14 protein-coding genes are annotated in these 12,915 nt (G+C 64.9%); 6 read left to right on the top strand and 8 right to left on the bottom strand.

The features are described 5' to 3' along the window. Positions 1-28 precede the first annotated feature (28 nt). From SA496_RS26120 to SA496_RS26110, 3 genes are all read right to left on the bottom strand, one after another. On the bottom strand, positions 29-253 hold the full coding sequence (locus SA496_RS26120) for a DUF1161 domain-containing protein (RefSeq protein ID WP_120653799.1): 225 nt from the start codon (positions 251-253) through the stop codon (positions 29-31). 155 nt (positions 254-408) lie between these two features. Then, entirely contained in the window at positions 409-624 is a 216-nt protein-coding gene (locus SA496_RS26115; RefSeq protein WP_120653800.1) for a dodecin, read from the bottom strand. A gap of 59 nt (positions 625-683) precedes the next feature. Further along, a complete protein-coding gene (locus tag SA496_RS26110; protein WP_120653801.1) occupies positions 684-1,574 on the bottom strand; it encodes a LysR family transcriptional regulator in 891 nt (296 codons plus the stop codon). 107 nt (positions 1,575-1,681) lie between these two features. On the opposite strand from SA496_RS26110, the gene trpB reads away from it, so the two are divergent. Further along, on the top strand, positions 1,682-2,890 hold the full coding sequence (trpB, locus tag SA496_RS26105; protein ID WP_153919341.1) for a tryptophan synthase subunit beta: 1,209 nt from the start codon (positions 1,682-1,684) through the stop codon (positions 2,888-2,890). After that, the gene (trpA, locus tag SA496_RS26100) at positions 2,887-3,696 is read left to right on the top strand and encodes a tryptophan synthase subunit alpha (protein WP_153919338.1); all 810 of its coding nucleotides are present in this window, start codon (positions 2,887-2,889) and stop codon (positions 3,694-3,696) included. The genes trpB and trpA overlap by 4 nt, the downstream gene beginning before the upstream one ends. 120 nt (positions 3,697-3,816) lie before the next feature. On the opposite strand, the gene SA496_RS26095 is transcribed toward trpA, so the two are convergent. Continuing rightward, complete coding sequence (locus tag SA496_RS26095; protein ID WP_120653804.1) at positions 3,817-4,185, bottom strand: DOPA 4,5-dioxygenase family protein; 369 nt, start codon at positions 4,183-4,185, stop codon at positions 3,817-3,819. After that, complete coding sequence (locus SA496_RS26090; protein ID WP_120653805.1) at positions 4,182-5,135, bottom strand: choline sulfate utilization transcriptional regulator; 954 nt, start codon at positions 5,133-5,135, stop codon at positions 4,182-4,184. The genes SA496_RS26095 and SA496_RS26090 overlap by 4 nt, the downstream gene beginning before the upstream one ends. 111 nt (positions 5,136-5,246) lie before the next feature. Here SA496_RS26090 and betC point away from each other — a divergent pair, with 111 nt between their 5' ends. The 3 genes from betC to SA496_RS26075 all read left to right on the top strand — a co-directional run bounded on the left by betC (position 5,247) and on the right by SA496_RS26075 (position 9,404). After that, positions 5,247-6,752, top strand: coding sequence for a choline-sulfatase (betC, locus tag SA496_RS26085; protein WP_330114700.1), 1,506 nt, complete (start codon positions 5,247-5,249; stop codon positions 6,750-6,752). Between the two features lie 24 nt (positions 6,753-6,776). After that, positions 6,777-7,703 (top strand): choline ABC transporter substrate-binding protein, encoded by a 927-nt coding sequence (gene choX / locus SA496_RS26080; RefSeq protein WP_330114699.1) that lies wholly within the window; start codon positions 6,777-6,779, stop codon positions 7,701-7,703. A 141-nt stretch (positions 7,704-7,844) separates the two neighbouring features. Then, positions 7,845-9,404 carry a SulP family inorganic anion transporter gene (locus tag SA496_RS26075; protein WP_330114698.1) on the top strand — a complete coding sequence of 520 codons (1,560 nt, stop codon included), beginning with the start codon at positions 7,845-7,847 and terminating at the stop codon, positions 9,402-9,404. Positions 9,405-9,477: 73 nt separating this feature from the next. Here the strand turns inward: SA496_RS26075 and aroE are convergent, their stop codons facing one another. Both aroE and hemF read right to left on the bottom strand, forming a co-directional pair. Continuing rightward, positions 9,478-10,305 (bottom strand): shikimate dehydrogenase, encoded by an 828-nt coding sequence (gene aroE / locus SA496_RS26070; RefSeq protein ID WP_330114697.1) that lies wholly within the window; start codon positions 10,303-10,305, stop codon positions 9,478-9,480. Continuing rightward, entirely contained in the window at positions 10,302-11,222 is a 921-nt protein-coding gene (hemF, locus tag SA496_RS26065; RefSeq protein ID WP_120653810.1) for an oxygen-dependent coproporphyrinogen oxidase, read from the bottom strand. The genes aroE and hemF overlap by 4 nt, the downstream gene beginning before the upstream one ends. A 135-nt stretch (positions 11,223-11,357) precedes the next feature. Between hemF and SA496_RS26060 the strand changes: the two genes are divergently transcribed. Next, complete coding sequence (locus tag SA496_RS26060) at positions 11,358-12,335, top strand: NADPH:quinone reductase (protein WP_153919326.1); 978 nt, start codon at positions 11,358-11,360, stop codon at positions 12,333-12,335. Here SA496_RS26060 and SA496_RS26055 read toward each other — a convergent pair. Beyond that, complete coding sequence (locus SA496_RS26055) at positions 12,325-12,879, bottom strand: L-threonylcarbamoyladenylate synthase (protein WP_120653812.1); 555 nt, start codon at positions 12,877-12,879, stop codon at positions 12,325-12,327. The two genes, SA496_RS26060 and SA496_RS26055, sit on opposite strands and share 11 nt — an antisense overlap. Between the last annotated feature and the right edge of the window lie 36 nt (positions 12,880-12,915).

The raw sequence follows: 12,915 nt of genomic DNA, 5'->3' as shown, positions 1-12,915 counted from the left end.
CGCTGCCGGCCCGGGCAATGCGGGGCAATCAATTGCGCTGGTAGACGATCTCCTTGCTGCCACCTTCGCAGGTACCCACCACCTGCTTGCCTGCGGCGGCGCCCTTGTCGACGATTTCCAGGCTATAGGAGGCAACGCCCTTGGCCTTCAGCTTGGCGTCGATCTCGGCCTTGAGCTCCTCGCAGGGTTTCACCGCGGCGAAAGCCGAACCGGCCAGGGCGAACAGGCCAAGGCCCAACAGCAGTTTCTTCATGGGTAACGCTCCCTCGTGATGGATGATGGGCTCGCATGAGCCGTCCGCTCCCGCCAGGTTCCAAAGGCCAGGGGCGGACGCTCAGAGCCTAACCGAAATTCCCCACGGGAGGATGTGCGTCCCCTCGCGGCCCCATCCGGGAGCGGGTGCGGGGCTCAGCTGTCGCTGATGCGGAAGCCGATCTTCAGGGTCACCTGGAAGTGCGCGACCTTGCCATTCTCGATATGCCCACGGGTATCCACGACCTCGAACCAGTCCATGTTGCGAATGGTCCTCGAAGCTTCACCAATGGCGTTGGTGATCGCATCGTCGATGCTGGTGCGGGAGGAGCCGACTATCTCGATCTTCTTGTAGGTACGGTGATCAGACATGGTGTATCTCCTGTGCCGGGCACGAGTGGGTTCCCCAGCAAGGCTAGCCAAGAATGCCGCTATCGGCCCGCCAGCTCTTCACGCAGCCACAGGGCCAGTCGCTCCGCACGACGATCCAGTTGCCGTGCCGGCACCCAAAGAGCCAGGCGTGCCGGCGTTTCGACGAAGCCCCAAGGCGCCACCAGCCGGCCCGAGGCGAGTTCATCGGCGACCAGTTGCTGCGGGGCGATAGCCACCCCGAGCCCGGCCACTGCCGCCTCCAGCAGGTAATAGAGGTGTTCGAAGCCCTGGCCATGACGCAGGCGCCCCGCTTCCAGCCCCTGGGCGGCCGCCCATTGTGGCCAGGCCTGGGGCCGCGAGACCGTGTGCAGCAGGGCCTCATTCAGCAGCACCGCCGGCGCAGCCCCGACAAGCGCCTGGTGGCCCGCATAGCGCGGGCTCAGCACAGGACCGATGGATTCTGCCGCCAGTTCGAACACCCGCATGTCCGCTGGCCAGGGGGGCTCGGCGAAGCAGAGCGTGGCGTCGACCCCCGGACGGCGCGGGTCCAGCTCGCCCTCGCTGGCCGAGAGCTGCAGGCGCAGTTCAGGGAGCTCACGGTTGAGCCGATCCAGCCTTGGAATGAACCAGCGAGCCAGCAGGCTGCCCGGGCAGCCGAGAACGAAGGGCGCATCTTCGGCGCGTCGGGCGAGATCGACACAGACGCTGCGCAGGCGTTCGAAGGCCTCACCTGTGGCATCCCGCAGGCGCTGGCCGGAATCCGTGAGTTTTACGCCTCGCCCTTCCTTGCTGAACAGCGCAACGCCGAGTTCCTCCTCAAGCATCCGCACCTGGCGGCTCACCGCACCGTGGGTTACATGCAGCTCTTCGGCTGCGCGACTGATGCTCTGAAGGCGGGCAGCCGCTTCGAAGGCACGCAGAGCATTCAACGGAGGGAGGTCTCGGCTCATGATGATCCGTGAGTTTTACTAACAGGTTAAAGCAATCTAATCGCTTTTCCGCCGGCCAGCCAGCGGTAGAATGGCCGGCATCGGATACCACTCCCAGGAGTTCCACCATGACCTCATTGCGCAACGGCCCGGACGCCAAGGGCCTGTTCGGCGCCTTCGGCGGCCAGTATGTCGCCGAGACCCTGATGCCGCTGATCCACGACCTTGCCCGCGAGTACGAAAAGGCCAAGGTTGATCCGGAATTCCAGAAAGAGCTGGCCTACTTCCAGCGCGACTACGTCGGCCGCCCGAGCCCGTTGTACTTCGCCGAGCGTCTGACCGAGCACTTCGGCGGCGCGAAGATCTACCTCAAGCGCGAGGAGCTCAACCACACCGGCGCGCACAAGATCAACAACTGCATCGGCCAGATACTCCTGGCCCGGCGCATGGGCAAGAAGCGCATCATCGCTGAGACCGGCGCCGGCATGCACGGCGTGGCCACCGCCACCGTGGCCGCCCGCTTCGGCCTGCAATGCGTGATCTACATGGGCACCACCGACATCGATCGCCAGCAGGCCAACGTGTTCCGCATGAAGCTGCTCGGCGCCGAAGTAATCCCGGTCACCGCCGGCACCGGCACCCTGAAGGACGCGATGAACGAAGCCCTGCGTGACTGGGTGACCAACGTCGACAGCACCTTCTACCTGATCGGCACCGTTGCCGGCCCGCACCCTTACCCGGCCATGGTCCGCGACTTCCAGGCCGTGATCGGCAAGGAAACCCGCGAGCAGCTGGCCGAACAGGAAGGCCGCCTGCCCGACTCGCTGGTCGCCTGCATCGGCGGTGGTTCCAACGCCATGGGCCTGTTCCATCCCTTCCTCGATGACAAGAGTGTCGCGATCATCGGCGTCGAAGCCGCCGGCCACGGCATCGAGACCGGCAAGCATGCCGCCAGCCTGAACGGCGGCGTTCCAGGCGTGCTGCACGGCAACCGTACCTTCCTGCTGCAGGACGAGGACGGCCAGATCATCGACGCCCACTCGATCTCCGCCGGCCTGGACTACCCCGGCATCGGGCCGGAACACGCATGGCTGCATGACATCGGCCGCGTCGAGTACACCTCGATCACCGACCATGAAGCCCTGGAAGCCTTCCACCAATGCTGCCGCCTGGAAGGCATCATCCCGGCCCTGGAGAGTTCCCACGCCCTGGCTGAAGTGTTCAAGCGCGCGCCGAAACTGCCGAAGGACCACCTGATGGTGGTGAACCTGTCCGGCCGTGGCGACAAGGACATGCAGACCGTTATGCACCACATGCAACAGGAGCAGAAAGCATGAGCCGCCTGCAGACCCGCTTTGCCGAACTGAAGGAACAGAACCGCGCCGCCCTGGTGACCTTCGTCACCGCCGGCGACCCGAACTACGACGCATCCCTGGCGATCCTCAAGGGCCTGCCGGAGGCTGGCGCCGACGTCATCGAACTGGGCATGCCCTTCACCGACCCGATGGCCGACGGCCCGTCCATCCAGTTGGCCAACATCCGGGCCCTGGGTGCCAAGCAGAACCTCGCCAAGACCCTGCAGATGGTTCGCGAATTCCGCACCGGCGACCAGACCACTCCGCTGGTGCTGATGGGCTACTTCAACCCCATCCACTACTACGGCGTGGACCGTTTCATCGCCGACGCCAAGGAAGCCGGCGTGGACGGCCTGATCGTGGTCGACCTGCCGCCGGAACATAACGAAGACCTCTGCCACCCGGCCCAGGCCGCAGGCGTGGACTTCATCCGCCTGACCACCCCAACCACCGATGACAAGCGCCTGCCCGTCGTGCTCGAGGGCAGCTCCGGCTTCGTCTACTACGTGTCGGTGGCCGGCGTGACCGGCGCCGGCTCCGCGACCCTGGAACACGTACAGGAGGCGGTCACCCGCCTGCGTCGCCACACCGACCTGCCGGTAGCCATCGGCTTCGGTATCCGCACCGCCGAACACGCCGCGAGTATCGCCAGGCTGGCCGATGGCGTAGTGGTGGGCTCGGCCCTGGTGGACCAGATCGCCAATGCCGAATCTCCCGAGCAGGCCGTGAACGGCGTCCTGGGCCTGTGCAAGACCCTCGCCGAAGGTGTACGCGCCGCTCGCGCCTGATTCACACCCGCAGCACAAGAAAGCCGCTGTCCCTCTGGGGAACAGCGGCTTTTTCGTGCAGTGGGGGCGAGAGCTGCTTTGCGGCCCTTTTCGAATGAGTTCGAACCCACAGGCAAGGCGTCAAAGCTCGTACTCGATCGCCCCATCCTCGAGGTCCGACAAATCCAGCGGCCGCATCGCGCCCATCCACATTGGGTAGTCGCGGTGATCGCGCAGATCGCTGCCGGTAATGGGATGCACCAGCACGGTTAGTCCGTCCCGGTGCAGCGCCAGCCAGGGGATCACCTCACCGAACAGCTCCGGCTTGAACGCCAGCTGGCAGCTCCAGTCCGGATGCGGTCCGACAGGCTTTTCATGCACGCGCCCCATCTTCAGCGGGAAGCGCCGCGCAGCTTCTTCGCAGAGCGCGCGAGCCTGGTCGAGGGTGCTGGCGTCGAAGTAGACGTGCGCGTGGAAACCCTTGATCCGGGGAGTAGGTGTCTGGGTCATATGGCGATTCCCTCCCGATGTTTGATGAGCTGGGCCTGGCGCGCCTCGTCGCCCAGCTCCTGCTGCAGCCAGTCGACGAAGCACTTCATCAGCTTCGCACGCCGTTTGCGTTCCGGCTGCACCAGGTAATAACCCAGGTCCGAGCGGACGCTGGTGTCCAGCACGGGTACCAACAGGCCCTGAGAGAGCAGGTCATCCACCAGGTAGCGCCAGCCGATGGCCACACCCTGGCCGGCGATGGCAGCCTGGATCAACAAGGTGTAGTTGTCGAAGCGCAGCATTCCCGACCCCGGCGGCTGGGCGATGCCAAGCTCACGGAACAACGCGTTCCAGTCGAACCAGCGGGTGCGCACTTCAGGCTTGAGGTGCAGTAACGGCAATTCCGCGAGGGCCGACACCGGCAATGGCTGGTCGCGTCCGGCCAGCAAGCGCGGGCTGGCGATGGGAAAGACCTCTTCGCGAAACAGCAGCAGCGCCTCGCCGTGCTTGAAGCGACCGTCACCAAAGGCAATGGCAATGTCCACTTCCGAGCGCAGCATGTTCATGGTGCGGTCGCTGGTGACGATGCTGACATCGATCTCCGGGTTGGCCTCGTGGAAACGGTGCAAGCGCGGCATCAGCCAATAGGCGGCGAAGGCAAAGTCAGTGGCCACCTGCAGCACTTCATGCTGCGGCCGGGAGCCGATGGCTTCCAACCCGGCGCTGATGGCCTGCAAACCCTCCTGCACATGGAGGAACAGCAGCCGACCGGCGTCGGTGAGTTCGATGCCGCGGTAAACGCGGTCGAACAGGCGCGTTGCCAATTGTTTTTCCAGGCGCTGGATCTGCTGGCTCACCGCCGGCTGGGTGGTACCCAGCTCGACCGCAGCCGCGGTGAAGCTGAGGTGGCGAGCGGCGGATTCGAACACCCGCAACAGGTCCAGGGACAGCTCAGCCTGTAGTTCTGCCATAACGTTTGCTTATCCGAGTCATGCTTCGCTGTGCGCTTTACCGGGATGACTGCTGACGCAATCATCGTTCCACGCACTTTCGCATAATTCGACGGTATGGATAAGCGAACGATGAAACGTCCCAACATCCTCTTCATCATGGCCGACCAGATGGCTGCGCCGATGCTGCCTTTCTACGCTGCCTCCCCCATCAAGGTGCCGCACTTGTCGCGGCTCGCTGCCGAGGGTGTGGTGTTCGATTCGGCCTACTGCAACAGCCCGCTCTGCGCGCCCTCGCGCTTCACCCTGGTAAGCGGTCAGCTGCCGTCGAAGATCGGCGCCTACGACAACGCCGCCGACTTCCCAGCGGATGTACCGACCTACGCCCATTACCTGCGCCGCCTGGGTTACCGCACGGCGCTCTCCGGCAAGATGCACTTCTGCGGCCCGGACCAGTTGCACGGCTATGAGGAACGCCTGACCAGCGACATCTACCCGGCGGATTACGGTTGGGCAGTGAACTGGGACGAGCCCGACGTTCGCCCGAGCTGGTACCACAACATGTCCTCCGTGCTGCAGGCCGGGCCCTGCGTGCGCACCAACCAGCTGGATTTCGACGAGGAAGTGGTGTTCAAGGCGCGCCAATATCTGTACGACCATGCGCGCGAAGACACCGGACAGCCCTTCTGCCTGACCGTGTCCCTGACCCACCCCCACGATCCCTACACCATCCCGGTGGAGTATTGGGAACGCTACGAGGAGGCGGACATCCCGCAGCCCCGCGTGCACTTCACCGACGCCGAGCAGGACCCGCATAGCCAGCGCCTGCTCAAGGTCATCGACCTCTGGGACAAACCGCTGCCTGAGCAGAAGATTCGCGATGCGCGGCGTGCCTACTTCGGTGCCTGCAGCTACGTCGACGACCAGATCGGCGCCCTGCTGAAGACCCTGGCCGACTGCCGACTGGAGGAAGACACCATCGTCGTGTTCTCCGGCGACCACGGCGACATGCTTGGCGAGCGTGGCCTCTGGTACAAGATGCACTGGTTCGAAATGGCCGCCCGTGTGCCGCTGCTGGTCCACGCCCCCGGCCGCTTCCAGGCGCACAGGGTCAGCCAGTCAGTGTCCACGGTCGACCTGCTGCCCACTCTGGTCGAGTTGGCCGGAGGTGCGTTGGAGCGCGACCTGCCGCTCGACGGCCGCTCGCTGCTACCACACCTGCAAGGCCTGGGTGGCCACGACGAGGTACTGGGCGAGTACATGGCCGAAGGCACCACCAGCCCGCTGATGATGATCCGTCGCGGCCCTTACAAATTCATCTACTCCGACAAGGACCCAATCCTGCTCTTCGATCTGGCGAACGATCCGCAGGAGCTGGAAAACCTGGCGACTTCGACGGACCACCAGACCCTGCTTGCGGCGTTCCTCGACGAGGCGAAGACTCGCTGGGACATCCCGGCCATCGCCGAAGCCACCCTGGCCAGCCAGCGCCGCCGCCGCTTCGTGGCCGACGCGCTGACCCACGGCAAGCTCGCTAGCTGGGACCACCAGCCTTTCGTCGACGCCAGCCAGCAGTACATGCGCAATCACATCGACCTGGACAACCTGGAGCGCCGCGCGCGCTTTCCCCAACCCTGACTCACTCTTGCGAGGAACCAAGGCATGAAGACGATCAATGCGGTACTTGCCGGCAGCGCGCTGCTGACCGGTTTGGCGTTCAACGTCCAGGCTGAGGACGCCAGCTGCGCGACGGTGAAGCTGGGCGATCCGGGCTGGAGCGATATCGCCGTGACCAACGGGGTGGCGCGTTTTCTTCTCGATGGACTGGGCTACCGCACGGAAACCCCGACCCTCGCCGTGCCGATCATCTTCGCTGGCCTGCACAAGGGCCAGATCGATGCCTTCCTTGGCAACTGGATGCCGGCGCAGCAGAGCAACTACGACAAGTTCGTCGCCGCCGGCAGCGTCGACAAGGTGGCGCAGAACCTCTCAGGCACCGAATACACCCTGGCGGTGCCGCGCTATGTCTATGACGCCGGCGTGAAAACGTTCGCCGACCTGGACAAGTTCGCCGACAAGTTCGACCACAAGCTCTATGGCATCGCTTCCGGCTCACCGGCCAACGTCTCGATCCAGCAGATGATCAAATCCGACGAGTTCGGCCTGGGTGACTGGAAGTTGGTGGAATCCAGCGAGCAGGCGATGCTGGTGCAGGTGGGGCGCGCGGTGAAGCGCCAGCAGTTCGTGGTCTTCCTCGGCTGGACTCCGCACCCGATGAACGTGCAGTACGACATGGTCTATCTCAAGGGCGGCGAGAAGTACTTCGGCGAGAGTGGCAGCGTGAACACCCTGGCGCGCAAGGGCTACGCCGAGCAGTGCCCGAACGTGGGCAAGCTGCTGACCAACCTGCAGTTCACCCAGGAAATGGAGAACGCCATCATGGATCAGGTGCTCAACGGCAGCAGCAACAACGATGCGGCGATCAAGGCCTGGCTCAAGTCCAACCCGCAGGTGATCGATGGCTGGCTGCAGGGCGTGACCACCCGCGAAGGCGGCAATGGGCTGTCGGCGGTGAAGGCGAAGCTTTGACGGATCGCCCCACAGGGGCAACTGCCTCCCTGTAGGGGCGAATTCATTCGCCAAGGATCGCGAAGCGGTCCCTCGACATCCTCTGGCAGACCTCCGGTCTGCTTGGCGAATGAATTCGCCCCTACAAGAGCCTGGCCGGACGTGAAACTCACCCACCTCCTCCCCTTCCTCACCTGGCTGCCCGCAATCCGTCCACGCGGCCTGGGTCGCGATGCGCTGGTCGGCCTGACCGGCGCCATCCTCGCTCTGCCGCAGTCCATCGCCTACGCACTCATCGCCGGACTACCCGCGGAGTACGGACTTTATGCCGCGGTGGTCCCGGTAATCGTCGCCTGTCTCTGGGGTTCTTCCCGGCACCTGATCTGCGGACCGACGGCGGCGATCTCGGTGGTGCTCTTCGCCAGCGTCAGCCCGCTGGCCCTGCCGGGAAGCCAGCAATACATCAGCCTGGTCCTGCTGCTGACCTTTCTCGCCGGTGCGTTCCAGTGGCTGGTTGGGTTCCTGCGCTTCGGTTCCCTGGCCAACTTCGTCTCCCAGTCGGTGGTGCTCGGCTTCACCCTGGGCGCAGCTCTGGTGATCGCCCTTGGCCAGGTGCCCAACCTGCTCGGCCTGGCCAACCTGGAGGGGCGCGCCACCGCCTGGCAGAGCGCGCTGGACCTGGCCGGGCATGTACGCGAGGCGCACTGGCCATCGCTTTGGGTGGCCGTTTTTACCCTCGGGCTCTCGATCCTCGTGCGCAAGCTGTGGCCTCGCCTGCCGGCGCTGCTGATCGGCATCAGCGGCGGAAGTCTGCTGGTGCTGGCCATGCCGGTCACCTTCGCCAGCGTCGAGCTGGTGCATCCCTTCAGTGGCAGCCTGCCGCCGCTGGCCTCGATCCGCTTCGATGCCGAGGACGTGCTGCGCCTGCTGCCGTCTGCCGTGGCCTGCGGTCTGCTCGGCCTGGTCACCAGCCTGTCCATCTCCCGCGCACTGGCCAGCCAGTCGCGGCAAGTGCTGGATGCCAACCAGGAAACCCGCGGCCAAGGTCTGTCCAACCTGATCGGTGCCTGGTTTTCCGGCTATCTCTCGGCGGGCTCCTTCACACGCTCGGCGCTGAATCTCCAGGCCGGTGCACAGTCGCCGCTCGCCGGGGTGTTCTCCGCCCTCTGGGTGGCGCTGTTTGCATTGCTGGGTGCACGGCTGATCGCCCATATCCCGCTGCCCGCCATGGCGGCGAGCATCCTGCTGATCTGCTGGGGTCTGCTGGATGGGCGCGGTGTCCGCCAGCTGTGGCGCGTCAGCCGGGCGGAGTTCGCGGTGATGGCACTGACCTGCGCGGCCACGCTGCTGCTGGAACTGCAAACCGCCATCTACGCCGGTGTGCTGGCGTCACTCTTCTTCTACCTCAAGCGCACGTCGCAGCCACGGGTGCTGCAAGCGCAGGAGGGGGATGCTGAGATTTTGCGCATCGAGGGATCGATCTTCTTTGGCGCCTGCCCCTATCTGCAGAAGCTGATCCAGCGCAGCCGCGCCGGGCGTCTGGTGCTGGATGCGCACCATGTGAATTTCATCGACTTCGCCGGGGTGAGCATGCTTCACGACGAAGCACGGCGACTGGGCGGGGAAGGGCGAAGCCTGGTGTTGCGCCGTGCCCGGCCGCAAGTGGAACGGGAGCTACGCAAGCTGGAAGGCGAGGGCAGCGGCCTGCTGATCGAGGGGTAGCAGGGCCGCGGCTTTTACTGTGGGAGCGAATTCATTCGCGAAAAAATTCGCTCCCACAAAGGGAGGGAAAGGCTCAAGCCTGCGCCAGTTGGCGACGCAGTTCGGCGAGTACCGGAGTGCTGTCGGGCAGCACGCCACGCCACAGCAGGAAGGCTTCGGCAGCCTGTTCCACCAGCATGCCCAGGCCGTCGAGCGTACGCGCGGCGCCATGCTCGGCGGCCCAGCGGTTGAAGGCAGTCATTTCCTTCCCGTACATCATGTCGTAACAGACGGTGTGGCCAGGCTTGATCAGGCTCGGTGAAATTGGCGGCAGGTCGCCGGCGAGGCTGGCCGAGGTGCCGTTGATGATCAGGTCCACAGGCTCTTCCAGCCAGTCGAAGCCGCTGGCGGATACCGGCCCGAGCTCGGCGAACAGTTGAGCCAACGCCTCGGCCTTCTCCACGGTGCGGTTGGCAACTACCAAGGCAGCTGGTTTCTCGGCCAGCAACGGTTCGATCACGCCGCGCGCGGCGCCGCCAGCGCCAAGCAGGAGGATGCGCATACCGGCCAGATCGAGCCCGGCGTTGCGGGTGAGGTCGCGCACCAGGCCTGCGCCGTCGGTGTTGTCGCCGAGGAGGCTGCCGTCATCCAGCCGCTTCAGGGTGTTCACCGCGCCGGCGCGCTGGGCACGGGCGCTGAGGCTGCCGGCCAACTGGTAGGCCTGCTCCTTGAAGGGCACGGTGACGTTGCCGCCCTTGCCGGTTTCGAAGAACCGCCGTGCGCAACCGGTGAAGTCGTCCAGCGGCGCCAGCACGGCCTCGTAGGTGAGCGGCTGGCCGGTCTGCTCGGCGAACAGGCGGTGGATCAGCGGCGACTTGCTGTGGCCGATGGGGTTGCCAAAGACGCAGTAGCGATCAGTCACAGCCCTGCCTCCCCGAGCCAGTCGCGATCCTTGAGGAAATACTCGGTCAGGCGCGCTTCTTCAGTGCCCGGCTCCGGCTTCCAGTCGTAGCCCCAGCGCACATGCGGCGGCAGCGACATGAGGATGGACTCGGTACGACCGCCCGACTGCAGGCCAAACAGGGTGCCACGGTCGAACACCAGGTTGAACTCTACGTAGCGGCCACGACGGAAGGCCTGGAACTCACGCTGCTGTTCGGTGAAGGGGGTGTCCTTGCGCTTCTTCAGAATTGGCAGGTAGGCCTCCAGGTAGGCATCGCCGATGGCGCGCATGAAGGCGAAACTGGTATCGAAGTCCCACTGGTTCAGATCGTCGAAGAACAGACCACCGATACCGCGCGGCTCATTGCGATGCTTGAGGTGGAAGTAGCGATCGCACCATTCCTTGTAGCGCGGGTACACATCGGCACCGAAGGGCGCGCAGGCGTCGCGGGCAATCTGGTGCCAGAGCACGCAGTCTTCCTCGACGGCGTAGTAGGGGGTCAGGTCGAAGCCACCGCCAAACCACCATACCGGCTCTTCACCTTCCTTCTCGGCGCAGAAGAAGCGCACGTTGGCGTGGGAGGTGGGGATGTGGGGGTTTTCCGGGTGGATCACCAGGGACACGCCGAGGGCCTGGAAGCCACGGCCGGCCAGTTCCGGACGATGAGCACTGGCCGATGGCGGCAGGCTGGCTCCGAACACATGGGAGAAGTTCACACCGCCCTTTTCGATGAGTCCGCCGTTCTCGATTACCCGGGTACGGCCGCCGCCGCCAGCGGGACGGGTCCAGGCGTCCTCGATGAATTCAGCCTTGCCGTCCTCGGCCGCCAGCGCGGCGCAGATGCGGTCTTGCAAATCGAGCAGATAGGCCTTCACGGCCTCGATACGGTCAGTCACGTGGTCAACCCTGGCAGCGGTTAGGTGGCGGAAAAATGAGCAGGCAAGCATACCACCGCGCAAGGGCTGTCGTGGCTTGACGGGAATCAAGGCGAGGCGTTGGATGGGAGCTTTTCCGACCAGGAGGTTGCAAGCATGGCCAAACGCATCCAGTTCTCCGCCTACGGCGGCCCGGAGGTCCTCGAATACGCGGACTACCAGCCCGGGGAGCCGGGACCGCAAGAAGTGCGCGTGCGCAACCGCGCCATCGGTTTGAACTTTATCGACACCTACTATCGCAGCGGCCTCTACCCGGCGCCGAACTTTCCCACCAGCCTGGGCACCGAAGGCGCCGGCGAGGTAGACGCCGTGGGCAGTGCGGTCACCCAGTTCAAGGTGGGGGACCGGGTCGCCTACGCTACCGGCCCGCTGGGCGCCTACAGCGAGTTGCACGTACTGCCTGCAGACAAACTGGTACGCCTGCCCAATGGCATCAGCTTCGAGCAGGCGGCAGCGGTGATGCTCAAGGGGCTGACCGTGCAATACCTGCTGCGTCAGACCTACGAGCTGAAGGGTGGCGAGACTATCCTCTTCCACGCGGCAGCCGGCGGCGTCGGGCTGATCGCCTGCCAATGGGCCCGCGCTCTCGGCGTAAAGCTGATCGGCACGGTCAGTTCGGCCGAGAAAGCCGCACTGGCCAAGGCCAACGGAGCCTGGGCGACCATCGACTATAGCCACGAGAACGTGGTGCAAAAGGTGCTGGAACTCACGGACGGCGCCAAGTGCCCGGTGGTCTACGACTCGGTGGGCAAGGACACCTGGGAAATCTCGCTGGACTGCGTGGCACCGCGCGGCCTGATGGTGAGTTTCGGCAACGCCTCGGGACCGGTGACCGGGGTGAACCTGGGCATCCTGGCGCAGAAGGGGTCGCTCTACGTCACCCGGCCAACACTGTTCGGATACGCCAGCACACCTGAACGCCTGCAGGCCATGGCGGATGAGCTGTTCGCGCTGATCGCCGATGGCCGCATCAAGGTGGAGGTGAGCCAGCGTTTCGCCCTGGCTGACGCAGCCAAGGCGCACACCGCCCTGGCCAGCCGCCAGACTACCGGCTCGACCGTGCTTATCCCCTGAGCACGCGTCCGCTGGCCAGGTCGCGGATCACACTGGGGTTACGGCGTCCCCCGAGGGCGCCTCCCAGCACTGCGTCCAGGGTGTCGCCGAAGTACTGCTGGACCCGCAGACGCGAGTAGGCGGAAGGACGGCCGGTGGGATTGGCGGAAGTGGATACCAGCGGCCCGGTGAGGGCGCAAAGGTCACGCACCAGCGGATGGTCGCTGACACGCAGGGCTACGCTGTCGTGCTGCCCGGTGATCCACTCGGGGAGCAGGTTCTGGTGCGGCACCAGCCAGGTGTTAGGGCCTGGCCAGGTGCTGGCGAGCTTGTCGATCCAGGCGTCCGGCAGACCTTCGAGGAGGAAATCGAATTGGCGAATGTTGTCTGCCACCAGGATCAGCCCCTTTTCCACAGGACGTTCCTTGAGCGCCAGCAGGCGATAGACCGCATCCTCGTTCCAGGGATCGCAGCCCAGACCCCAGACCGCCTCGGTGGGATAGGCGATCACTCCACCTTCACGCACGACCCGCGCCACTTGCTGCACTCGCCAACTACTGACCATTCCCCGTACCCCACAAAACTGGATCGGCAAAGTGTA

It is taken from the genome of Pseudomonas sp. JS3066 (assembly GCF_036328175.1).
In the GTDB taxonomy this organism is placed as follows: Bacteria; Pseudomonadota; Gammaproteobacteria; order Pseudomonadales; family Pseudomonadaceae; genus Metapseudomonas.
This window is presented reverse-complemented; position numbering and strand designations above follow the sequence as displayed.

Coding starts and splice junctions, on each gene's coding strand:
- SA496_RS26120 (WP_120653799.1), bottom strand. CDS start 253: ATGAAGAAACTGCTGTTGGGCCTTGGCCTGTTCGCCCTGGCCGGTTCG.
- SA496_RS26115 (WP_120653800.1), bottom strand. CDS start 624: ATGTCTGATCACCGTACCTACAAGAAGATCGAGATAGTCGGCTCCTCC.
- SA496_RS26110 (WP_120653801.1), bottom strand. CDS start 1,574: ATGAGCCGAGACCTCCCTCCGTTGAATGCTCTGCGTGCCTTCGAAGCG.
- trpB (WP_153919341.1), top strand. CDS start 1,682: ATGACCTCATTGCGCAACGGCCCGGACGCCAAGGGCCTGTTCGGCGCC.
- trpA (WP_153919338.1), top strand. CDS start 2,887: ATGAGCCGCCTGCAGACCCGCTTTGCCGAACTGAAGGAACAGAACCGC.
- SA496_RS26095 (WP_120653804.1), bottom strand. CDS start 4,185: ATGACCCAGACACCTACTCCCCGGATCAAGGGTTTCCACGCGCACGTC.
- SA496_RS26090 (WP_120653805.1), bottom strand. CDS start 5,135: ATGGCAGAACTACAGGCTGAGCTGTCCCTGGACCTGTTGCGGGTGTTC.
- betC (WP_330114700.1), top strand. CDS start 5,247: ATGAAACGTCCCAACATCCTCTTCATCATGGCCGACCAGATGGCTGCG.
- choX (WP_330114699.1), top strand. CDS start 6,777: ATGAAGACGATCAATGCGGTACTTGCCGGCAGCGCGCTGCTGACCGGT.
- SA496_RS26060 (WP_153919326.1), top strand. CDS start 11,358: ATGGCCAAACGCATCCAGTTCTCCGCCTACGGCGGCCCGGAGGTCCTC.
- SA496_RS26055 (WP_120653812.1), bottom strand. CDS start 12,879: ATGGTCAGTAGTTGGCGAGTGCAGCAAGTGGCGCGGGTCGTGCGTGAA.